Below are 21,190 nucleotides of genomic sequence, written 5' to 3' on the forward strand. Positions count from 1 at the left end.
TTGTTTAGTACATGGACCGTTATGAGGGGTTCCACGAGTTCGTGCGTGCTCGCCAGCAATCGCTGATGCGGACGGCGTACCTGCTCACCGGAGACACCCACCTCGCCGAGGATCTGTTGCAGACGGTCCTCACCCGTGTCGCCTCACACTGGGCCAAACTCGCCAAGGGCGGCAATCCCGAGGCCTACGCCCGTAAGGCCCTGGTCAACCAGAACATCTCCTGGCGCAGACGCAGGCGCGTCGAGCTGCCGGGAGCTGCGTTGCCGGAGGTCGGCCAGTCGCACGACGAGGCGACCGTGCGACGGCTCGCCTTGCTGCACGCGCTCGCCCAGCTCACCCCGAGACAGCGGACGGTGATCGTGCTGCGTTACTACGAAGATCGCACCGAACACGAGACCGCCCAGCTCATGGGCACCTCGCTGGGCACGGTCAAGAGCCAGACGAATTACGCGCTGTCGAAGCTGCGTGCGCTCACCCCACAGGAGGTGGACCGATGAACACGCTCCGCGAGGATCTGCACGAGCTGGCCGCCCACGCGCCCGACGTCGACCTGGCCGACCTGGCGATCAGGGGAGCGCGCCGCAAGCGCGTGGTCCGCCTGTCGCTGGCCGCCGCCGTGGTGGTCGCCGGGATCGCCGGGGGCTCGGCCCTACGTTTCCAAGAGGTACGGCCGGTGCCGCCGGTCGTTCTCTCACCGCCGGAGACCAAGGCGCTGCCGCTGCCCGACAAGGGGGTCGCGCCGGTGGAGCAGGCCTATCGGCCGTCCTGCCGGGGCGGGTGCCAGGAGGCCGGGTGGCGCATCGTGACCCGAAGCGGCGAAACCTTCCAGGTGCCCGCGAGGTCGGGGCCGGTGGAAGCCTCGGCTGACGGTCGCCGGATCGCCTACTACAGCGAGAAGGACCGCAGGATCGTGGTGCGCGACCTGGCCAGTGGCTGGATCTGGAAGGCGCCGCTGAAGCAGCCGAAGCAGGACTTCGCCGTCGAGTACGCCCTGCGGATGTCGCCCAACGGGTTGCGTTTCATCGTCTCCGGCTGGGGTGGTGGGCGTGAGCCGAACATGCTGGTGGACGTCGAGCAGGGGACGGTGGAGCAACTGGAGAGTGGCTGGTGGCCGGTGAGCGTGGCGGATGGTGACGGCCCGGTGGTGCTGGCCAAACCGTACGACAACACCACCAAGGTCTGGGTACGTGGCCATAAGCCGGTCACCATCCCCACCTTCACCTACGATTTCAGCGCTTTGGGCCCTGATGGCCGCAGGCTCGTTCGAGTGGGGCAGGTCCTGGGCCATGAGACGCCCAAGGTGCAGTACGACGGGACGATCGTCACCTTCGACGCCCTCACCGGGGGCGCCGAGGCGCGGGTGCCGGTGTCCGGCATTCCAGGAGATCTGCAGCCGGCCTGGCTGGGCGGTTGGTTGAACGCCGACGAGGTCACGCTGGTCGCCGTCGCGCAGTCGCCCCGGAGCGATATATCGGCAGTGGCCTACGGGGTGAATGTGCGGACGGGGCAGGCCCGTAAGTTGTTCCCGATCCGGGCGAAAGGAGCGTACGCCGTGCCCGGCTTGGTGCGTTGATCCGATGACCGCGCGGTCACCGGTATCGCTCGGGGATGACCAGGCCGGGGCGCTCGTCGTCCCAGGCCATGGAACTCATCTTCCACGCGCCGGCCAATCGGACGAACTGAGTCGAGATGACGCCTTCGGCGCCGAACCTCGCCCCGTTCAAGACGCCCTCTTTCCGATAGGTGCTGAGACGATGAGCCACGTTGCCGAACGACTCCGTGGTCGCCGCCGACTCGGTTTCGCGGAAGGAGGTCAGCCGGCCGGTCTCGAACAGTTCCCCGCGAGAGGCCGCGAACTGGGTGACGGTGAGGATTTCCGGGTCGCCGGGGCCGCTTCTGATCAGCTTGCCGTCCTCGATGAAGAGGTCGTGGAGGGCGGCGTACGACGGCCGCCCACCCTCCTCGAAGGAGACCGCCTCGAAGAAGGATTCGACCAGTTCTCTGAGCTCGTCCATGAACCAGACCCTGTCACGGGATCGCTTCGGCGGCCACGGGGCGTGGGCGTCCCGTGGCCGCTGGAGCTACTTCAGCCTGTACGCGCGGTCGACGGTCTGGGTGACCGTGCCGCCCGCCTTGTCCTCAGCGTTGACCCGCAGTGACACGAAACCGCTGGTGGCGGCCAGTGCTGGGTGGAGGACGCGCACTCTGAAGCGGCCGTCGCCGAGCTTGCGGACGTTCTCGGCCTGGCGCCAGGTGGCGCCGTCGTCGATGGAGTACTCCACCCTGACCGACCGTGCCGGCGAAGCCGAAGGCGCCGCCGGGCGGGCGGTCAGCTCGAAGGTGAGAGGCCGTCCGGAAGGGGCTCGGTTGAGCAGGTCCACCGGCAGGTCGTACGTGAGCACCAAAGCGGGTTGGAAGGCGCAGGCGGGGCCGAAGGAGCAGGAGTAGCCGCGCGGCGTGCCTGAAGGGTCTCCCGAGGAGGTGAACCGCCAGCCGGTGGTCACCTTCGGCGACAGCGCCCGGTAGCTGGTGTCCACCGTGTCCAGCCGGTACGGGGACGGACCCGCGGGCACGGTGAACGAGCGGGGGCCCCAGCCCTTCACCGGGATCTCGGTGCCGCCCACTCCAAGGTGAGGAGCGGAGGAGACCGTGCTCAGCGCGCTGTAGTGGCGCGGGTCCGAGTCCAGCCACTGCTCGGCGGGTACGAACCGGTCGCCGTCCCGGCACAGCGCGCACGGCACCGTCACCGGGTAGCGCGCCGGCACGGCGGCCGCGCCGGGCACCAGCGGAGCCTTGAACCAGTCCTCGCCCGTACGGCCCGCCCGCGCGAACGTCTCCTGCGACGTGAGCTCCAGGCCCTGGTTGCCGACCGAGCGCGACCAGAGCGCGTCGTCACCGGCCGGGCCGTAGTACTCGGTACGTTCGAACGGCATCGTCACCCACTGGCCGAACGACAGCGCGGACGCACCGGCGGACGTCGTCACCAGCAGGTGTCCCTGGGCGTTCGGCTGGTCGGCGTGATAGCGGGTGTCGACGCGGGCCAGCCGATCGCGGTCCAGCTTCGCCGGCTTGCGGGGGATCTTCCCCTGTTCGTCGTAGCGCAGCCGGTAGTACGTGGACTCTCCGGTGTACGGGGTGAGCCGCAGCGTGTCCGTACCCTGTCGCACGGTCTCCCGCAGGGCACGACCCTGCGCCGCGTCCAGCCCGAACCGCAGGAACCTGGTGTCGGCGAACCCGGGCAGCCGCGTCCCGGCCCCGTCGGCGTCGTAGAACCCGATGAACCCGGCGGCGCCGCCCTGCTTGGCCAGCGCGGACGCCTCGTCCATCAGCGGGGTCGCGTCGCTGTACGGCGTCGCGCCGGTGCCGAGGGGCACCCCCACCAGGACCAGCTTGCCGGTGACGTCGAGGCCCGCGAAGTCGGCCGGTCTGCCCTGGCCGGCGGAGACGACGGGATAGGTGGTGGGCTTGGTGATGAGCGAGCGCACCGTGTCGACCTCGTACGACGGGTCGAGGGTGAGCCTGCCCGCCGTGGCGGCGGCCAGTACGCCCGGCTCGAGCTGCCACATGTGCGACAGGCTCATCGTGCCTGCCTTGACCGACGGCACCGGCGTGGCGTACAGGTCCACGTGCCTGCCGGACTCGGTGCTCGCCGTGATCGAGATGGGCGAGGGCCGGTCGGTGAAGGTCCGCACGTACTGGACCTTGCCCTCGGCGTCCATGGCGTCGCGCGAGGACGGCCTGAGCGGCACGGTGTCGCGAGCGTCCAGGTCGATGGTCTGGTCGTCCTTCAGGGTCACGTTGCCGATGACCAGGGAGGTGCGGGTCCTCATGTAGGTCTCGTTCGCGACGGCGATCACCTCGTAGTCGCCGTCCGGCAGGTACTGCTCGCCCTTCCCGGTCAGGTCGAGCCGGCCGTAGTAGTACGCGTACGGATGGAAGGGGTCATCTGGGCTGTTGCTCCGCCGCAACGGGACGATGTAGACCAGCGGCCCGAGCCGCCCGCCCTGGCCGGGACGGGAGGAGAACTCCTTTGCGCCGTAGGAGTTGGTCAGCGAGATCTTCAGCAGGTGCGTGTCCGGACCGGTGTAGTAGCTGAAGGGCGTGGCCAGGCGGGAGTCGCCCGCCGTAGCGGTGACCCAGCCGCCGTAGGCGCCCTCGGGGCCCAGCGCCGGGTTCACAGTGAGGTCGACCGTGGCGGTGCCGTTCGCGGGGACGGTGACGGTCTCCGCGCCCAGGCGGATCGCCCCCACCGGGGTGGGGCCGCCGCTCCAGGCCCGGGTGTCGGCTTTCAGGGCGAGCGTGATGGGTTCGGGGCCGGTGTTGCGGTACGTGACCTTCTTGGTGACGGCCCCCTTGCCCCGTTCGAGGCGGAGGAAGTCGACGACCGGGTCGGCGAAGACGCTCTGCGTGACCGCGCGCCCCAGGTCCAGCCGGCCGCCGCCCTCCTCGAACCAGTTGTGCTTCTCGTTGCGCGCCGAGGTGGAGACCAGGGCGGCGCTCAGCTCGTCGGCGTCCCAGTCGGGATGCTGCTGGGCCAGCACCGCCGCGGCGCCCGCGACGTGCGGCGTGGCCATCGAGGTGCCGCTGAAGGAGGTGTAGCGGTCGTTGCCCGGAATGGACGGCTGCCCGGAGGCGCCGGACCGGGCGGCGACGATGCTGACACCGGGGGCCACGATGTTCGGCTTGACCGCGGCGTCGTCCAGCCGCGGGCCGATGCTGGAGAACGGGGCCAGGGTCGTACCGGTGATCTTGTCCACCGCGCCGACGGCGAGTGCCTTGTCGGCGGCGGCGGGGACGCTCACCGTCTGGGGCTCGCCCTCGTTGCCCGCGGCGGCGACGAACAGCGTGCCGTACTTCCTGGTCAGCTCGTTGACCGCCTGGCTCGTCGGGTCCGTGCCGTCTCCGCAGCACACGCCGAGGCTCATGTTCACCACGTCGGCGCCCTGGGCCGAGGCCCACTCCATGCCCGCGATCAGCCAGGACAGCTCGCCGTAGCCGTAGTCGTCGAGCACCTTGCCGACCAGCAGCGACGCGGCGGGCGCGACTCCCCGGTACTTGCCGTCGGAGGCGGCGCCGGAGCCGGCGATGGTGGAGGCGACGTGGGTGCCGTGGCCGACCACGTCGGTGGTGTCCGGGGTGGTGGAGAAGTTCTCGGTGGCGACGATGCGGCCGGTGAAGTCGGGGTGCCCGGCGTCGATGCCGGTGTCGAGGACCGCGACCTTGGTGCCGGCGCCGTCGAAGCCCTGCTGCCACGCGGTGGGGGCGCCGATGAGCGGGACGCTCTGGTCCAGGGACGCCTTGACGCGCCGGTCGAGCCAGATCTTGGCAGGCCGGTTCGCCTTCAGTCCGGCAGGCTGGGGCTGGAGGGCCGACCACAGCTTGCCGGTCTCGGCGGTCTTCACCGTCACGGCCGCGCCGTCGATGACGTCGAGCGTGCGGGTGCGCTCGGTGCCGGGCAGGGCGTCGGCGGCCTTCGTGACGGCCGTCTCGCCGGGGTTGCCGCCGTACGTGATGATCAGCGGGATCGCTTGGGCGCGGTGCTCCCGTACGAGTGTCTCGACGTCGAACAGCTCGTCGTCGAGGGTGCCCGCGGCCACCAGGTCGGCGGCGTCGGACGGTATGACCAGGGTGCCGCCGTCGCGGTCGGGCAGCGTGGCGAACGTCACCGGCTCGCCGTCAGGCCTGGGTGCGGCCCGGGTGGCTAATATCGGCGGCCCGCCGTTCACGCCCGGCGTGAAGTCGACGACGTCGCCGGTGATCAGGGTGACCGTGCCGGGCTTGGGCGGTTCGTCCGCCATAGTGCCCTTTGGGTTGGGGGGAGTCGCCGAGCTGGGTGTGGCGGTGGTGCAGAGCACGAGTGCCAAACCGGTGAACACCGCGGCGATGCGGTTGTGGAACAAAGGGGAGGTCCTCCCGTTCGTTGGCGGGCACGTCGCGGGGCCTCCCCTCGGGCCGCGGGCGTGGGTTCATGTTCCGGACGCCTCAAGCCGGTCGGTTACGGGAGCGCTCCCAACGACGCCCCGACGCTTTCCGTGGTGATCTTTATATCGTGCCGCCGGAGCCGGGCATGGGGGTGGGGGCGCTGGTTTCCCACCGATCCGGCCGGCGGGCGGCGACCGTACTTTCCGGTCGCCGCACGCAGGATGATCCCGCCGCCCCGCCGGTGGGTGCGGGGCGGCGGTCCGTTCCGCCCGCAGGAAGGCGGAAGGCTCAGGCGACCGAGATCCTGTCCAGGTTGGGGCCGCCGCCGGCCGTGGTCGAGGTCGTACGGATCACGTTGGCGCCCGCGTTGAGCGGGACGGTCACAGTGACGGTGCTCCAGGTCGTCCACGCGCCGGTGGCGGGGAAGGCGAGCTCGTCCGAGACCAGAGCGCCGTTGACCGTGATGTCCATCGGCCGGTTGGCCGTGGTGCCGTTCGCGAAGCGCAGGACCACCGTGGCGTTGCCCGCCTGGGCGGCCGTCACCGCGAACTCGACGTAGCTGCCGACCAGATTGTCGTAGTTCACGAAGCCGGTGCCGGTGAAGCCCGCGTGGTTGGACTCGACCACGCCCTGGGAGATCGTCGCGTTCTCCGCCTGGTACTCCGTGGGGGCGGGCCCGGCCGCCGCGGTGTCGAGGTAGTCGAGGTTCGGGCCGCCGCCGGCCGTGGTGGAGGTGGCCCGTACGGCGTTGGCGCCCGCGTTCAGCGGCGCGGTCACCGTCACCGACTGCCAGGTGGTCCAGGCCCCCGTCGGCGGGAAGGCGAGCTCGTCGGCCACGAGAACGCCGTTGACCGTGATGTCCATCGGCCGGTTGGCCGTGGTGCCGTTGGCGTAGCGGAAGGTCAGCGTGGCGTTGCCCGCCTGCTCCGCCGGCGCGCTCCACTCCACGTAGCTGCCGACGACGTTGTCACCGTTGACGAAGCCGGTGCCGCTGAAGCCCGCGTGGTTGGACTCCACGACGCCCTGGGAGATCGTGGCGTCCTCGGCCTCCAGGAAGTCGGTGCCGGGGTTGCCCGGCGTACAGGTGTCGGTGGAGCCGGTGGCACTGACGCGCAGGGCGCCTCCGGCGGTGTTCTGGCTGTTCTGGACGCAGTAGTCGGTGATCGTCTGGAAGACCATGTCGTTCGGGCTGTTGCTGCCCCGCTCGGCCGTGAACCGGTCGAACGTCACCGTGCTGCCCGTGTTGGCGATCACCGCGGGCCGGCAGTCGTTGGAGGTGAACTGGACCGAGCTGTCGACGAACTTGATGTCGTGCGCGTTGTGGATGTACCAGCCGTATGCGGGCCGGGTGCCGATGCTGTTGGGGTTGTAGTTGGTCGGGTCGTTGCTCGGCACGCCGGTGCCCACGCAGCCGTTGCCGCCGGGGACGGTCAGGTCGACGTTGGTGAACGTGACGTTGCGGATCCGGTTGGCGGTGTTCGACTCGCCCCACAGCGTGGCGGTGAAGTTGGAGCCGCTCTGGCCGGAGGAGGTGACGTTCTCGTACGTGATGTTCTCGATCCGGCCGACGCCCGGACTGTTGCCGCAGCGTCTGCGGGTGCCGATCTTCTCGGTGATCGCCGCCCGTACGTTCGTCATCGTGATGTCCTTGTAGTGGACGTCGGAGATGACCGTGCCGTCCATCGATACCATGCCGAGACCCGACTTGTTCGAGCCGTTGATGGAGATGCGCTCGAAGTGGTAGCCGGTGAAGTTGCCGCAGGTCTCCGAGCCGAACATCAGCGCGTTGCAGCACGAGGCGGAGAGCTGGGAGTCGGTGACGGTGACGTTCCCGTTGGAGTAGGTCTGGCCGAGTGCCCAGTCGCTCTTGAAGGCGAGGGCGTCGTCGTTGGCCGCGATGTTCGCGTTGCGGATCGTGACGTTCTGCGCGCTGATCACGTTCCAGCCGTCACGGTCGCTGGCGGTGTCGACCCGCAGGTTGTCCGAGGTGATGTTGTTGCAGGCGTTGGTGAGCATCGCGAAGTGGCCGCCGCGCCGCAGGCGGATGCCGCTGACCGTCAGCCCGTCACAGCGGGTGAGCGAGATGATCTTGTCCGCCTCGCCGGAGCCCGGGTTGCCGGTGATGAGGTTGCCCCCGCCGTCGATGGTGCCGGAGCCGATGAACGCGATGTTGGTGAGGCGGTCGCCCCAGATCATCGCATTGTGGAAGTGGCTGTGCCCGTAGTCCTGATAGTCGTCGTTCGGGTTCGACTCCGGGGCGTCGTAGTCGTCGTTGGAGGCGCCCATGATGGTGGAGCCGCTGTCTAGCTGAAGGGTGACGTTGCTCTTCATGTGGATGGAGTTGGCGGACTTGTAGGTGCCCGACGGGAACTGCACGGTGCCGCCGCCGGCGCTGTTCGCCGCCGTGATCGCCGCGTTGATGGCGGCGGTGTCGTTCGTGGAGCCGTTGCCTGTCGCTCCGTAGTCCTTGACGTTGAACACCGCCAGTGCCCCCGCGGACTGGGCGGGGATGACGATCGAGAAGATCGCCAGGACGACGGCGGCAACCCAGGAGGCTGCTCTTGCTAAGGCGGATTCGCTCATGGGGGGTGCTCCTGCCTGACAGTCGGTTGCAGACCTGACGCTCAAGCTAGGCTCAAAGGTCGGATGTGACAAGGGATGGATTCTGGAAACATCCAGATCGAGGGGTTATTGCGCAAAAAACATCGGGTCTCTAAGCGCCAGAATGACTGCAACCGGTTCTGGGATTTGCCTCCCCGCATTAGGCTGAGGCCCATGATTCGCCGCGCCACCATTGACGATGTCCCCGCGATGCTCCAGCTCGTGCACGAGCTGGCCGAGTACGAGAAGGCCGCGCACGAGGTACGGGCGACCGAAGCGCAGTTGCGCGAGGTGCTTTTCGGCGCCGAGCCGTCCGTGTTCGCGCACATCGCCGAACACGACGGCGAGGTGGCCGGCTTCGCCGTGTGGTTCCTCAGCTTCTCCACCTGGCGGGGGACGCACGGGATCTACCTGGAGGATCTGTACGTCCGTCCCGGCACGCGCGGCTCCGGGTACGGCAAGGCGTTGCTGGCCGAGCTGGCCCGGATATGCGCCGAACGCGGCTATCACCGGCTCGAATGGTCGGTGCTCGACTGGAACGAACCGGCCATCGGGTTCTACCGCAAGCTCGGCGCCGTGCCGCTCGACGAGTGGACGATGTTCAGGCTGACCGACGAGCCGCTCAAGCGCCTGGCGGAGTCTTCCGCCGAAGCGCGCTAGATCTCTGACGGAGCACGTCGCCGGCCTCTCTCGGGAGCGGGCCGCAGGCCGCGTCCATGAGAGGCGGCCTGCGGCCGGTTCGCTCCGTGCCGGCCTGCGGTTGGTTCACTGCGGGCCGGTCTTCGGTTGGTTCGCTGCGTGCCGGCGTGTGTCCGGCTCGCTACGCGTCCTTGTCCTGTGCGTCAGGTGCCGGCGTGCGTCCGCTCGCGGACGCCCCCGGACGCGCGGTCGAACATCTCGGTCTTCGCTTCCTCCTCGACGTCCGCGTGCGTCTCCTCTATGCGGAGCGCGATCCCCAGCGCCATGAACGTGGGCGCCCACTGGCCGACGAAGATCCCCCAGCGGTCCGCCCGGGCGAGGGCGGCCTTCTCGTACTTCCTCGACATCATCCAGGTCGCGAAGGACGCTCCGATCGACGCGAGGCCGGCGGCGTACATATGGCTAGCCCTGATGCCCATTTTATGGAGCATTTTGATCATGATTTCCCCCTTGTCCTGGTGCTGTTACCCGAGGTCATGAACGGTAATCGTGTCCCGCAGGAGTCGGAGAGGCTTCGCTCGGGTCTCGGTGAGACCAAGTCGCCATGATCTGTCGGTGGCGGCTGCGATAGTGGGGGAGTGCTTCACACCTCTCTCCTCCTGCCTTGCCATGTCCGTGAGTTGCCCGGCGACGCCATCGAGCTGATGCCCATCGTGCTGCCCATGACCTTGACCAGCTCCCAGCGCCGCCAGCTCGCCGCCATCCTGCTCGACGGGCTTGACGAGCCCGACACGTGCGCCACCGTCCTCCCCACCCGCCGTGGTCACTTCGTCCACGTGGTGACATGATCTCCGTACACCACGCCCGTCCTCCCCACCCGCCGCGGACACTTCGTCCACGTGGCGACTGATCTCCGTACTCCACACCCTTGATCTTTCCTGTACGGCAAGCGGTGGGCACCCGCTGGTCGGCGCCACCCGCCGTAGGTGGCTGAGGGCCTTCAGTTCAGGGGGACGGCCGCTGATCCGCACGGGGCTCAGCGCCGTTACGGCGCATCGCCGGCCGTGGCCTCCCCGAAAACCGCCGCCAATGCAGAGGCGGCCCCGCAGGTCAGTCCGGCGCGGGAGCCACTGCCCGAGCCGCGCGGCGCAGGAAAGCGCGTTCGGCCGCGTTACCGCTGCGCGCGATGGCCGCCTCATACGCCAGTGCCGCCTCCGCGCCACGGCCCAGGCGGCGGAGCAGGTCCGCGCGGATCGCGTGATACAGGTAGAAATCGTCCAGGTTGAGTGTGTCCACCAGGGTCAGGGCCGCCGACGGGCCGTTGACCTCGGCCACCGCCACCGCCCGATTCAACGCGACCACCGGGCTCGGGGACAGGGCGGCAAGCTGGTCGTACAACTGGAGGATCTGCCCCCAGTCGGTGGCGGCGGCCGACGGCGCGTCGCCGTGCACCGCGTTGATCGCCGCCTGGATCTGATACGGGCCCGGCCGGCCGCGCCGCAGGCAGGCCCGGACGAGGGCCTGGCCTTCCACGATCAGGGAGTGCTCCCAGCGGGCCCGGTCCTGGTCGGCCAGGAGCACCAGGTCGCCGTCCGGGGTGGTCCGGGTGGCCCGCCGCGACTCGATCAGCAGCATCAGCGCGAGCAGCCCGAGGACCTCGGGTTCGTCGGGCATCAGCGCGGTCAGCAGGCGGCCCAGCCGGATCGCCTCGGCGGCGAGGTCCTCGCGGGTCAGCCGGTCGCCGGAGCTCGCGGTGTACCCCTCGTTGAAGATCAGATACACCACGGCCAGCACGGACCGCAGCCGGGCCGGGAGGTCGGCGTCGGCGGGCACGCGGTACGGGATGCGGGCGTCGCGGATCTTGCCTTTGGCGCGGACCAGGCGCTGGGCCATGGTCGCCTCGGGGACCAGGAAGGCGTGCGCGATCTCCGCCGTGGACAGGCCGCCGAGCAGCCGCAGGGTGAGCGCGACCTGGGCGGCGGTGGCCAGCGCCGGGTGGCAGCAGGTGAAGATCAGGCGCAGCCGTTCGTCGCGCACGGGGCCCTCCTCGGGCGGTTCGTCGCGGGCGTGCAGCAGGGCGGCCTCGGCGTGACGCCGGTCGCGGGTCGCCTCGCGGCGCAGCCGGTCGACGGCCCGGTTCCGGGCGGTGGTGATGATCCAACCGGCGGGGCTGGGCGGCGGGCCGGTGGACGGCCACCGCTTGACCGCCTCGCTGAAGGCGTCCTGGACCGCCTCCTCGGCGATGTCGATGTCGCCGAAGACGCGGACCAGGACCGATACGGCGCGCCCGTACTCCGCGCGGAACACGCCCTCGACATCCGGTGTCATCGGATCGGACGTGTCATCGGATCGGGCGTGTCATCGGATTGGGCGGACCTCGATGGGCAGGGTGCTGGCCTGGGCCATCTTGCCGGCCCAGACCAGCGCCGCGTCCAGGTCCGGGGCCTCGATCACGGTGAACCCGCCGACGTGCTCCTTGCCTTCGGTGAAAGGGCCGTCGGTCATCAGCACGTCGCCGTGCCCGGCGCGGACCACGGTGGCCGTGCTCGGTGGGTACAGGCCCACGCTGAACACCCACGCGCCGGCGGCTCGCAGCTCCTGGTTCAGCGTCTCGAGGTCGTCCATGATCTTGTCAAGGACCGGCGGAGGCGGCGGGGGCCCGTCCGGCTGGTACACGCTGAGCAGGTACTCGGTCATCAGGCCTCCCTCTCATAGGTGGCGAGCACCACGCCGGTGGTGGTCGTCACGCTGTCCGTCTGCCGCAACGAGCGGGACGTGCCGTCGTCGGCGAACAGCCGGCTTCCGCCGCCCAGCACCAGCGGGTGGACCGGCGGCAGATACTCCTCGATCACATCATGGCGGGTCAGTTGCCTGCCGTCCTCGGCCATCCGCCGGCCCATGACGTGGTCGCTGTAGGGCGGGCCCCAGCCGCCATGGCTGAAGCCGCCGCGCGGATCCTCGTCCGCCCGGCCCGGCGCCCGCGCCACCCCGTCGAGTGTCACGCTGCTGGTCACGACAGTCTTCATGGCGAGCTCCCGCCTGGTTCGGCGCCGGCCTCGTGCCGGCCTCTCACCTTTCACACGAACCGCGACGGCCCGGATCGACAGGCGAGCTGGAAAATCTCCCAGAAGTTTTTCGCGCTTGACGTCCGCTCCGCCCGGTGAGATCCCTACATTGTGAAGCACAAGAGTTGTTGCACAACAACTCTTGTGGATCTAGGGTGGCGTCATGTCCCAGATCACCGACTCCAGGGTGCTCGCAGCCATGGCGCATCCGGTGCGCCGGCGCCTGCTCGACCTGTTGAAGCTCAACGGCCCCGGCACCGCGAGCGCGCTCGCCCAGCGCACGGGCGAGGCGGTGGGCAACGTCAGCCACCACCTGCGCGCCCTGGCCGCCGCCGGCCTGATAGAGGAGGCGCCCGAGCTGGCCCGCGACCGGCGCGAGCGCTGGTGGCGGCGCACCTCGGAGAAGCTCTGCTGGTCCTCCGCGGACTTCGCCGAGGACGCGGCGGGCGAGGCCATCGCCCGCGCCCTGGAGTCGCTCAACCTGGAACGGCAGGTCGGCCACGTACGGCGCTGGGCCGACCAGCCCCAGTCCGAGCAGGACCGCTGGCAGCGCGGCCCGTTCTCCACCGAGACCTGGATCCAGGCGACCGACGACGAGCTGGCGGAGTTCGCCGCCGAGATCATCGCCGTCATGGACAAATGGGCCGAGCGCGACATCCCCGACGATGGCCAGGAACGCGCCACCGTCTTCACCTTCGCCCGCGGCGTCCCGGGGCAGCCATGACGGCCGAGACGCTCACCAAGCCCAGGTTCGGCCTGCTCAGGCAGCGTGACTTCCGGCTGTTATGGATCGGTGAGAGCGCCAGCAGCCTGGGCAGCGCCGTCACCGGCGTCGCGCTGCCCCTGGTCGCGGTGACCGTGCTGCACGCCTCCGCGTTCGCCGTCAGCGTGCTGGCGGCGGCCGTCTGGCTGCCGTGGCTGCTGGTCGGCCTGCCCGCGGGGGCCTGGGTCGACCGGCTCTCCCGGCGCAGGGTGATGCTCGCCGCCGACTGGGTGTCGATGGCGGCCTTCCTCAGCGTTCCGGTCGCGGCCCTGCTCGGCGTCCTGACCACCGGCCAGCTCGTCGTGGTCGCGCTGGTCGCGGGGACGGCGAAGGTGTTCTTCGCGACCGCCTACCGGGCCTACCTGCCGTCGCTGGTCGAGGGCCCCGACCTGCTGGAGGCCAACGCGAAGCTGCAGGGCAGCGAGCAGGTGGCCAACCTGGCCGGGCCGGGCATCGCCGGGCTCCTCGCCCAGTTCGCCTCCGCCCTCGGCGGCCTGGTGGTGGACGCGGTGAGCTTCGCCGTCTCGGCGCTCTGCCTGATGCGTGTCCGGCACGTCGAGATCGTGGAGCCGCGGCCACGGCGGCGGCTGCGCAGCGAGATCAGGGACGGGCTGCGCACGGTGGTGGGCGATCCGCTGCTGCGCGGCAACATGCTCTACGGCTGCGTGGCCAACCTGGCGCTGACCGGCTATCAGTCGCTGCTCGTGGTCTTCCTGGTCGGCGACATCGGCCTGTCCGCGGGCGCGACCGGCGCGCTGCTGGCGGCCACCAGCGCGGGCGGCGTCGCCGGCGCCTTCGCCGCCCGGCCGCTGGCGGCCCGGCTGGGCAGCGCGCGGGCCGTCCTGCTCGGCAAGGCCGGCCTGGCGCCGCTGGGCCTGCTGATCGCGTGCGCGGATCGCGGCGTCGGGCTGGTGCTGTTCGTGGCGGCCAGCATCACGATCATCGGGGGGATCGTCGCCGGGAACGTGATCTTCAGCGGGTTCACGCAGTCGTACGTGCCCGGTGAGCTGATGGGCCGGGTGAGCACCAGCATCCAGGTGGTCAACTTCGGCGCCATCCCGCTCGGCGCCCTGCTGGCGGGCACGCTGGCCGAGGCGTTCTCCGTGCGCGCGGCCCTATGGGTGATGCTGGGCGTCTTCGCGCTGAGCGGCCTCATCCTGCTGGCGAGCCCGCTGCGCCGCCTGCGCGACCTGCCCACCGGCCGGATGGACGAGCGGGCCGGCTCGGCTGTCCCCAACTGAGCGGTTCAAGTGCAGCTCAAGCCCCAGATCTACGGCCCAGAACTGTCGGTGGCAGCGGGCATGATGGGACCATGAACGACGATCCCCCGATCACACACCTGGCCGACGAGACGGCCTACGCCGAAGCCGTCCAGCTTGCCGTCGACTCCGCCGCCGCCTACTACACGGACGGCACCTTTATACGCGACGACGACGCCTACGACCGGCTGGTCCGTGGCATCGAGGCATATGAGGCCGAGCATCCCGACCAGGTGCTGCCCGACTCGCCGACCGGGAAGGTGGCGGGCGGGGCGGTGGTCGGGGATGTGCCGCATACCGTGCCCATGCTGAGCCTGGACAACGTGTTCGGCGCCGAGCAACTGGCCGACTGGGCCACCTCGCTGGAGCGCAGGCTCGGCCGTCCGGTCACGGCGTGGAGCGTGGAGCCCAAGCTCGACGGCCTGGCGATCTCGGCGCGCTACCGGCACGGCCGCCTGACGCAGCTCGTGACCCGGGGCGACGGCGTCGCCGGTGAGGATGTCTCCCACGCTGCCGGCACCATCGTCGGCCTGCCTGACCGGCTGGCCGAGGCGGTCACGGTGGAGCTGCGCGGTGAGGTGATGATGACCGCCTCGCAGTTCGAGGACGCCTGTGCCAAGCGGCAGGCGCACGACGGCACCACGTTCGCCAATCCGCGCAGCGCGGCGGCGGGCACGCTGCGAGCACAGGACCGGCCGTACGTGTGCGAGCTGACGTTCTTCGGCTACGGCGCGCTGCCCAACCCCGACGACGGCTCCGAGCCGGCCGTGCGCCTGCGCGAGCTGCCGCACAGCGAGGTCATGGCGTGGGTGGCCGGGCAGGGAGTGCAGACCACGGCGACCACGCCGGTCGCGGGCATCGTGGCCGAGTCGCTGGAGCAGGTTCAGGCGCGTGTCGAGGAGATCGCCGCCGTCCGTCCCGAGCTGCCATTCGGCATCGACGGCATCGTGATCAAGTGTGATCTGGCGGCCGACCAGGCCGAGGCGGGGTTCAGCTCACGGGCGCCGCGCTGGGCGATCGCCTACAAGCTGCCGGCCACCGAGAAGATCACCAAGCTGCTCGCCGTGGAGTGGAACACCGGGCGCACCGGCATCATCGCCCCCCGCGCCGTGCTGGAGCCGGTCGAGCTCGACGGCAGCACCGTCACCTACGCCACCCTGCACAACGTCGCCGACATCACCCGCCGAGGCCTGATGCTCGGCGACAGCGTTACCGTCTACAAGGCGGGCGACGTCATCCCGCGCGTGGAGGCCCCGGTGGTGCACCTGCGCACCGGCGACGAGCAGCCGATCGAGATCCCGCAGGTCTGCCCGTCGTGCGGGGACGCCATCGACGCCTCGCAGGAGCGCTGGCGGTGCGTGCGTGGGCGCCAGTGCCGGGCGATCGCCTCCATCGCCTACGCCGTCGGCCGGGACACCCTCGACATCGAGGGCCTCGCGGAAAACCGGATCCAGCAGATGCTCGACGCCGGGCTGATCGTCGACTTCGCCGACCTGTTCTTCCTGACCCGCGAGCAGTTGCTCGATCTGGAGCGGATGGGCGAGACCAGCACCGACAATCTGCTGGCCGCCATCGAGCGGGCCAAGGGGCAACCGCTGAGCAGGGTGTTCTGCGCGCTGGGCGTGCGCGGCACCGGGCGGTCCATGAGCCGCCGCATCGCCCGCCACTTCGCCACCATGGACAACATCCGGGCAGCCGGCACGGAGGCGATCCAGCAGGTGGAGGGCATGGGGCCGGAGAAGGCGCCGGTCGTGGTGGCCGAGCTGATCGAGCTCGCGCCGCTCATCGACAAGCTCGGCAAGGCCGGGGTGAGCATGACCGAGCCCGGTGCCACGCCGCCCGCGGCGGGCGAGGCATCGGAGGCGGAGGGCGAGACATCGGCCGCAGTGGCCGCGCTCCCGTTGGCCTCGATGTCCGTAGTCGTGACGGGCACGATGACCGGACCGCTGGCGGAGCTGAGCCGCAACGAGGTCAACGAGCTGGTCGAGCGAGCCGGGGGTAAATCGTCGTCGAGCGTCTCAGCTCGAACGTCACTCCTGGTAGCCGGGGAGAAGGCGGGGTCGAAGCGGGCCAAAGCCGAGCAGCTCGGGGTGCGGATCGTCACCCCTGAGGAGTTCGCCGAGCTGGTCGCCGCCTATCTGTAGCAGAAGCCTCCGAATCCACGACACAGTGGCCACCACTGCTCAGTTGCTGTCATAGCCCCGCTTCGGTCCGACCCTCGGTTGCGTCTGAGCCCACCTCACTACCAGGACCCCACAACTCGATCACGTGATGACAGCTGACGGTTCGTAGGTCCGCTGGCGGCAGGAGAACCGAGAACGTCAATAAAGGAGCTTGGTTACTTACGGCTCAGGGCGTGAGCAGTGCGGTGGGCTGGCCCAGAACACTCACGATGGCATCGTGAATGACGGTGGCGACCTTCGGGGCGGCCTCGGGGGCGATGGCACCCGCATTGAGCCTGAGATGACGCTGGTTACCGGGAGTCGCGAAGAACGGTTGCCCTGCGGCCAGCAGAAAGCCGCGCTGCGCCGCGGCCTCGGCCACTCTGTCGGCGTCGCATCCTCTGGGCAGGGTGACCCAGACATGCAGCCCGTCGGGGCCGACTTCGGGGATGGACAGGTCCAGCCCCTGGGATGCGCCCATGCTCAGGATCGCCTCGCGAACCGCGGTCCGGCGGCGTGCGTACTCGGTGCGAGCGTGCAGCAGGGCGTTCTCGGTTCGGGGGTCCGCCAGCACCGCCGCAAGCACGCGTTGAGAGGTCCGGGACGTCCATCCGTCGGTGAAGGACTTCGATATCATGAGCGAATAGCGGATCGGCGGCCTGGCGACGGCCACCGACAGCCGCAGGTCGGGCGCGATGGACTTGGAAAACGACCTGAGATACACAACACGGTCCCGCAGCCGTGTGTCGGCGTACAAGGATCCTGGGTGTGAGGTGGACGCCTCAGCGAAGTGGTCATCCTCGATGATCCATACGTCTGGGTAGGAGGCCAAGACGTCGGCGAGAGCCTGCCGGCGTTCCGCGGTCCAACTGCAGCCCGTCGGGCTCTGAGCGCGGGGAGTGAGGAAGACGGCCACGACACCTGACTCCAGCGCGGCCCGGAGCCCGTCGACGGTGGCCCCGAACTGGTCCAATCTCATGGGCACAAGGCCCAGCCCGTGGACCTCGAAAGTGTCCATGGCGGTCTGGTAGCCCGGCTCCTCGATCGCGACGAGAACGGGCTCGTCCTGAGAACGCTGGCGCAGGAGCATCGCCAGCAGGGCGAGGAACTGCTGGGTCGAACTGGCGACCAACATGTCGTCCGCATCCACGTGCAGCCCGTCGGCGAGGAGCTTGCCGCTGAGTGCGTGGGCGAGCTGAGGCTCGATGCTGAGCGTGGACGGGTACTCAAGGTCGTGGGCCTGCAAGCGGGAAGAGACGTCCTGGAAGGCCTGCCTGATCGCGTCCAGGGGGAGCAACCGGAGGTCCGGACCTCCCCGCATGACATCGTCGGCCGATGGAAAGCTCTGCTTGAGCCGCGCCTCGGTCTGTGCCAGGACCAGCCGTCGCCACGCGCTGCCCTGACGAGCGGTCGCGTGCTCCGCCGCCCGGGGTGCGTGGAGGTTGTTGTCCCCCTTGGGTGTCTCGCTGACGAACGTCCCGCGACCGGCCTCGCCGTACACCAGCCCGCTGTCGGCGAGCAGCGTGTAGACGCTCATCACCGTCGTGACGCTGAGCCCGACGTCCGTGGCGAGCTGTCGTACGGATGGCAGGCGCTCGCCGGGCTGCAACTCGCCCAGCCGGATGGCCTCCGCCAGTTCGTATGCCACGCGCTCGTAGAGCGGGCGGCCGTTGCCGGACGTGTCGCGGAGGGCGGTCAGTCGACGTTGTACCTCAAGCATCACGCATACATCTTACCAGCATCTCTTGATGATCTCTGTCATTTCTGCCAAGAAGCCCCGGGTCCTGGAGCTGCACCTGTCTTCGGCTGGGCGTCCCTCGCCACTGGGAAGGGGGTCTGTTGTGATTGTATTCCTAGTGTATTGACAACATATTGCCGCCATGACAGCCTCCCTGATCGGGGCCGCAGCGCCGCCCATCGGTCCGGCTGACTGATGACCGTCAAGGGCGTTGGTCGCGTCGCTCTGGTAGCCCCTGAGACCGCCCCGCGGTGGGCATCCCACCCCGGCGCACGAAGGGAATCGACACGTGACGCTACTATTGGCCGCCACAGGGGACATCGTGCTCACCAAATCACTCGACGAGGTGCCCGCCGATCCGGGCCTCACCGCGCTTCAGGACCTGCTCGGGACATCGCCGTGCGTACTGTCGAGCGTCGAGCTCCCCTTCTCCGACCGGGGGCATCCCTCGGATCGGATCCTGAACTTCAGAGCACGTCCGGAACTCGTCCGGGAGCTTTCCGCCTTCAATCTCCGGGTTGCCACCCTGGCCAACAACCACAGCTCAGACTACGGGTGGGACGCCCTGGACGACACCCTCGGGGGACTGCGCTCGATCGGCGTGACGCCTATCGGTGCGGGTGGGAACCTGGCACTCGCGCAGGAGCCGGCCATCGTGAATGTCGATGGGTGCGTCATCGGAATACTCGCCTGGTCCTGCCTCCTGCCGCTGGGCGCGGCGGCAGGCCCGTCGAAGCCCGGTATCTCGCCTGTCCACGTGGACACCGAGTGGGTGGTGAACGGAGAGTTCCAGCTGGAGGAGCCCGGAGTGCCGCCAGTGATCCACACCCGTGTCCGGGCTGACGATCAGGAGCGGGTGCTGAGCTGCGTAGACCGGCTCCGGGGCACCGTCGACGTGCTTGTCGTCACCATCCACTGGGGCTTCGGCTTCGGCGGTGCCCGTGCCGAGTATCAGCGGGTCCTCGGGCACAGGCTCGTGGACGCGGGTGCCGACATCGTCCTGGGGCACCATGTTCACGCCCCCCAGGGAGTGGAGCTCTATCGGGGCAAGGTCATCGTCTACAGTCCGGGCAATTTTGTCGCGCAGCAGCCGAGAGAGGGTATCTCTCCGGAAATCGAAGCGATCTACAACGCCTTCAGCCGGGACGCGTTCGTCTCGGTCGTCGAATCAGACGAGAAGCGTAACCTGCGCGTGTCCTTGGTGCCGATCATGACGAATGATTCTGGGCTGCCTGTTCTGGCTGATCCCGAGAACAGCCGACGCATCGCCGACCGGCTCATCCGCGAGTCGGCGGACCTGGACACGACCGTGTCCTTCGACGGTGAGCGGATACGCATCGCGCCGTAGATCTCTCATCCTGGTCCGGCCGCGCGCCGGGTGACGGACCGTTCGCGTACGCGTCTGTCTCCGTAACGAAAACCTGGTGGGCCGCGACGTCGGGTCGGGCAGGCTCCTGCCGTCAACCATGGACAGATCAACGGATCGGGATGCCAGGGCCCAGTCCGTCAAGCCTTTTGCCTGCTGCGGCCGTCCAGGCGCCGCGTCGCCGTCGTCGCACATAACACGTCATGGGCTTCTCCTCCTTGCCAGGAACCATCTGGACGATCTCCGCATCGGCGAACGCGAGACGAGGGCTCAGTGATCGTCACGTCCGGAATCGCCACGGGAACACCGCCCCGCGTAGGGATGCGGACGGTCTTGCGGGAGTAGCCCCGTGTCGACGATTGCCAGGTGAAGGCGGGTGCGCAGTGGTCCGATCCGGCTCGGGTGCCTGTACCCGGCCAAGTGTCATTACATGTATCACCAGAACGTTCTGGTGATGCTTTCTGGACATTTCCTGAATGGGGGGATATGTTCGGCCGAAACCACGAGAGACGACCGAGCGGAAGCGCAGACCGTGTCGGCGATCTCCCCTTCTCCCCACAGATGGGAGCCTGTTATGAGTGTCAAAACAGGAGCCAAGCTCTGCCGCCACCTCCTTGCCGTCTGGGCTCTGGTGTCGGGTCTCGCGCTCGCCGGTTGCGGAACCGCTGGAGGCGGTGAGGCGAATGCCGCAGGCGGAGGTGAGGCGGCGGGCTCGGGCGGCAAGACGGTGGCGCTCGTCACGCCGCAGAAGGCGGGGGACGGCGGCCCGACGGACAATCTGATCGCGGGACTCGACAAGCTGAAGGCGGCGGGGTACTCGACGCGTTTCGTCGCGGCCACGGACCCGTCCTCTCACGAGTCCACCCTTCGCAACCTGGCCCAATCAGGGGTCTCTGTGATCGTCGTGGCCTTCTCGGAGTTCATCCAGCCGCTGAAAACGGTCGCCCCCGAGTTCCCCGATACCAAGTTCGTGCATGTCTACGCCGATGCGTACAAGCCCACGATCCCGAACGTGCAGACGGTCACCTTCGACACGCAGGGGCCGTCCTACCTGGCCGGTGTGCTGGCCGCGACCGTGTCCAAGACAGGGGTCATCGGGTTCATCGGCGGAACGGCCCTTCCCGCGCTGTATGCCGACTTCCACGCTTATCAGGCCGGCGCCAAGGCCACCCGTACCGACGTCACTGTCAAGAGCGCGTTCGTCGGCTCCTTCGGGGACCCGGTGAAGGGGCAGCAGATCGCGCAGACGATGTTCAACAACAAGGTCGATGTGGTGCTCGCTTACGCGGGTGGCTCTTCCCTCGGGGTCGTCAAGGCCGCCGATCAGGCGAAAACCCATGTCATCTACGACAACGACGAAAGCCCCGAGACGGCCGGCAGCGTGATCGCTGTCGCGTCCCAGCACTACGGCGGCACCATGGCGAGGAACGTTCTGACCATCGACTCGGGAACGTGGAAGCCCGGCGAGACCGTGGCAGGGCTCGCCGACGGCGGAACGTTCCTGGACCCGGCGAAGCAGCTCGCGTCCACCGGCGAGACGGCCGCCGGGGTCGCCAAGGCGTTCGAATCGGTCGAGAGCGTCAAGCAGAAGATCATCCAGGGCGCCGTCGATGTCCCCTTCAACACCGACCCTGTCTGAGGGCGGCATGTCCTCCGCGCAATCCGAAACCCATCC

17 protein-coding genes are annotated in these 21,190 nt (G+C 69.1%); 9 read left to right on the top strand and 8 right to left on the bottom strand.

Features of this window, described 5'->3' with window-relative positions; all coding sequences use genetic code 11:
• The first annotated feature begins 11 nt into the window (after positions 1-11).
• Entirely contained in the window at positions 12-497 is a 486-nt protein-coding gene (locus tag KLK06_RS13365; RefSeq protein ID WP_214635740.1) for a SigE family RNA polymerase sigma factor, read from the top strand.
• Positions 494-1,573 (top strand): hypothetical protein, encoded by a 1,080-nt coding sequence (locus tag KLK06_RS13370; RefSeq protein ID WP_214635741.1) that lies wholly within the window; start codon positions 494-496, stop codon positions 1,571-1,573. The genes KLK06_RS13365 and KLK06_RS13370 overlap by 4 nt, the downstream gene beginning before the upstream one ends.
• 16 nt (positions 1,574-1,589) lie before the next feature.
• On the opposite strand, the gene KLK06_RS13375 is transcribed toward KLK06_RS13370, so the two are convergent.
• The 3 genes from KLK06_RS13375 to KLK06_RS13385 form a co-directional block, all read right to left on the bottom strand.
• Entirely contained in the window at positions 1,590-2,015 is a 426-nt protein-coding gene (locus KLK06_RS13375; protein WP_214635742.1) for a DUF4440 domain-containing protein, read from the bottom strand.
• Between the two features lie 66 nt (positions 2,016-2,081).
• The gene (locus tag KLK06_RS13380; protein ID WP_214635743.1) at positions 2,082-5,900 is read right to left on the bottom strand and encodes a S8 family serine peptidase; all 3,819 of its coding nucleotides are present in this window, start codon (positions 5,898-5,900) and stop codon (positions 2,082-2,084) included.
• Positions 5,901-6,210: 310 nt separating this feature from the next.
• Positions 6,211-8,505 carry a glycosyl hydrolase family 28 protein gene (locus KLK06_RS13385; RefSeq protein ID WP_214635744.1) on the bottom strand — a complete coding sequence of 765 codons (2,295 nt, stop codon included), beginning with the start codon at positions 8,503-8,505 and terminating at the stop codon, positions 6,211-6,213.
• Positions 8,506-8,697: 192 nt separating this feature from the next.
• Between KLK06_RS13385 and KLK06_RS13390 the strand changes: the two genes are divergently transcribed.
• Positions 8,698-9,183 carry a GNAT family N-acetyltransferase gene (locus tag KLK06_RS13390; protein ID WP_214635745.1) on the top strand — a complete coding sequence of 162 codons (486 nt, stop codon included), beginning with the start codon at positions 8,698-8,700 and terminating at the stop codon, positions 9,181-9,183.
• A 182-nt stretch (positions 9,184-9,365) separates the two neighbouring features.
• Here the strand turns inward: KLK06_RS13390 and KLK06_RS13395 are convergent, their stop codons facing one another.
• Entirely contained in the window at positions 9,366-9,641 is a 276-nt protein-coding gene (locus KLK06_RS13395) for a hypothetical protein (RefSeq protein ID WP_250905355.1), read from the bottom strand.
• A gap of 159 nt (positions 9,642-9,800) precedes the next feature.
• On the opposite strand from KLK06_RS13395, the gene KLK06_RS13400 reads away from it, so the two are divergent.
• The gene (locus KLK06_RS13400; protein WP_214635747.1) at positions 9,801-10,010 is read left to right on the top strand and encodes a hypothetical protein; all 210 of its coding nucleotides are present in this window, start codon (positions 9,801-9,803) and stop codon (positions 10,008-10,010) included.
• A 262-nt stretch (positions 10,011-10,272) separates the two neighbouring features.
• Here KLK06_RS13400 and KLK06_RS13405 read toward each other — a convergent pair whose 3' ends face one another.
• The 3 genes from KLK06_RS13405 to KLK06_RS13415 are packed head-to-tail and all read right to left on the bottom strand — an operon-like array spanning position 10,273 to position 12,188.
• Positions 10,273-11,490 (bottom strand): RNA polymerase sigma factor, encoded by a 1,218-nt coding sequence (locus KLK06_RS13405; protein ID WP_214635748.1) that lies wholly within the window; start codon positions 11,488-11,490, stop codon positions 10,273-10,275.
• 30 nt (positions 11,491-11,520) lie between these two features.
• The gene (locus KLK06_RS13410) at positions 11,521-11,859 is read right to left on the bottom strand and encodes a YciI family protein (RefSeq protein ID WP_214635749.1); all 339 of its coding nucleotides are present in this window, start codon (positions 11,857-11,859) and stop codon (positions 11,521-11,523) included.
• Complete coding sequence (locus KLK06_RS13415; RefSeq protein WP_214635750.1) at positions 11,859-12,188, bottom strand: hypothetical protein; 330 nt, start codon at positions 12,186-12,188, stop codon at positions 11,859-11,861. Before KLK06_RS13415 ends, KLK06_RS13410 begins: the two co-directional genes overlap by 1 nt.
• A gap of 202 nt (positions 12,189-12,390) precedes the next feature.
• Between KLK06_RS13415 and KLK06_RS13420 the strand changes: the two genes are divergently transcribed.
• From KLK06_RS13420 to ligA, 3 genes are all read left to right on the top strand, one after another.
• The gene (locus KLK06_RS13420) at positions 12,391-12,951 is read left to right on the top strand and encodes a helix-turn-helix domain-containing protein (protein WP_214635751.1); all 561 of its coding nucleotides are present in this window, start codon (positions 12,391-12,393) and stop codon (positions 12,949-12,951) included.
• Positions 12,948-14,231 (top strand): MFS transporter, encoded by a 1,284-nt coding sequence (locus tag KLK06_RS13425; RefSeq protein WP_214635752.1) that lies wholly within the window; start codon positions 12,948-12,950, stop codon positions 14,229-14,231. Before KLK06_RS13420 ends, KLK06_RS13425 begins: the two co-directional genes overlap by 4 nt.
• A gap of 71 nt (positions 14,232-14,302) precedes the next feature.
• Positions 14,303-16,393, top strand: coding sequence for an NAD-dependent DNA ligase LigA (gene ligA, locus KLK06_RS13430; protein WP_214635753.1), 2,091 nt, complete (start codon positions 14,303-14,305; stop codon positions 16,391-16,393).
• A 205-nt stretch (positions 16,394-16,598) separates the two neighbouring features.
• Here ligA and KLK06_RS13435 read toward each other — a convergent pair whose 3' ends face one another.
• Positions 16,599-18,131, bottom strand: coding sequence for a PLP-dependent aminotransferase family protein (locus KLK06_RS13435; RefSeq protein ID WP_250905432.1), 1,533 nt, complete (start codon positions 18,129-18,131; stop codon positions 16,599-16,601).
• A 307-nt stretch (positions 18,132-18,438) separates the two neighbouring features.
• On the opposite strand from KLK06_RS13435, the gene KLK06_RS13440 reads away from it, so the two are divergent.
• Together KLK06_RS13440 and KLK06_RS13445 are read left to right on the top strand one after the other, a co-directional pair.
• Positions 18,439-19,497: a CapA family protein gene (locus tag KLK06_RS13440; RefSeq protein WP_214635755.1), complete on the top strand. Its 1,059-nt coding sequence runs from the start codon at positions 18,439-18,441 to the stop codon at positions 19,495-19,497.
• Positions 19,498-19,945: 448 nt separating this feature from the next.
• Complete coding sequence (locus KLK06_RS13445) at positions 19,946-21,154, top strand: BMP family ABC transporter substrate-binding protein (protein WP_214635756.1); 1,209 nt, start codon at positions 19,946-19,948, stop codon at positions 21,152-21,154.
• The last annotated feature ends 36 nt before the right edge of the window (positions 21,155-21,190 follow it).

This window comes from Nonomuraea sp. NEAU-A123, assembly GCF_018603905.1.
In the GTDB taxonomy this organism is placed as follows: Bacteria; Actinomycetota; Actinomycetes; order Streptosporangiales; family Streptosporangiaceae; genus Nonomuraea.

Coding starts and splice junctions, on each gene's coding strand:
- KLK06_RS13405 (WP_214635748.1), bottom strand. CDS start 11,490: ATGACACCGGATGTCGAGGGCGTGTTCCGCGCGGAGTACGGGCGCGCC.
- KLK06_RS13365 (WP_214635740.1), top strand. CDS start 12: ATGGACCGTTATGAGGGGTTCCACGAGTTCGTGCGTGCTCGCCAGCAA.
- KLK06_RS13445 (WP_214635756.1), top strand. CDS start 19,946: ATGTATCACCAGAACGTTCTGGTGATGCTTTCTGGACATTTCCTGAAT.
- KLK06_RS13415 (WP_214635750.1), bottom strand. CDS start 12,188: ATGAAGACTGTCGTGACCAGCAGCGTGACACTCGACGGGGTGGCGCGG.
- ligA (WP_214635753.1), top strand. CDS start 14,303: ATGAACGACGATCCCCCGATCACACACCTGGCCGACGAGACGGCCTAC.
- KLK06_RS13390 (WP_214635745.1), top strand. CDS start 8,698: ATGATTCGCCGCGCCACCATTGACGATGTCCCCGCGATGCTCCAGCTC.
- KLK06_RS13425 (WP_214635752.1), top strand. CDS start 12,948: ATGACGGCCGAGACGCTCACCAAGCCCAGGTTCGGCCTGCTCAGGCAG.
- KLK06_RS13385 (WP_214635744.1), bottom strand. CDS start 8,505: ATGAGCGAATCCGCCTTAGCAAGAGCAGCCTCCTGGGTTGCCGCCGTC.
- KLK06_RS13410 (WP_214635749.1), bottom strand. CDS start 11,859: ATGACCGAGTACCTGCTCAGCGTGTACCAGCCGGACGGGCCCCCGCCG.
- KLK06_RS13435 (WP_250905432.1), bottom strand. CDS start 18,131: ATGCTTGAGGTACAACGTCGACTGACCGCCCTCCGCGACACGTCCGGC.
- KLK06_RS13370 (WP_214635741.1), top strand. CDS start 494: ATGAACACGCTCCGCGAGGATCTGCACGAGCTGGCCGCCCACGCGCCC.
- KLK06_RS13420 (WP_214635751.1), top strand. CDS start 12,391: ATGTCCCAGATCACCGACTCCAGGGTGCTCGCAGCCATGGCGCATCCG.
- KLK06_RS13395 (WP_250905355.1), bottom strand. CDS start 9,641: ATGGGCATCAGGGCTAGCCATATGTACGCCGCCGGCCTCGCGTCGATC.
- KLK06_RS13375 (WP_214635742.1), bottom strand. CDS start 2,015: ATGGACGAGCTCAGAGAACTGGTCGAATCCTTCTTCGAGGCGGTCTCC.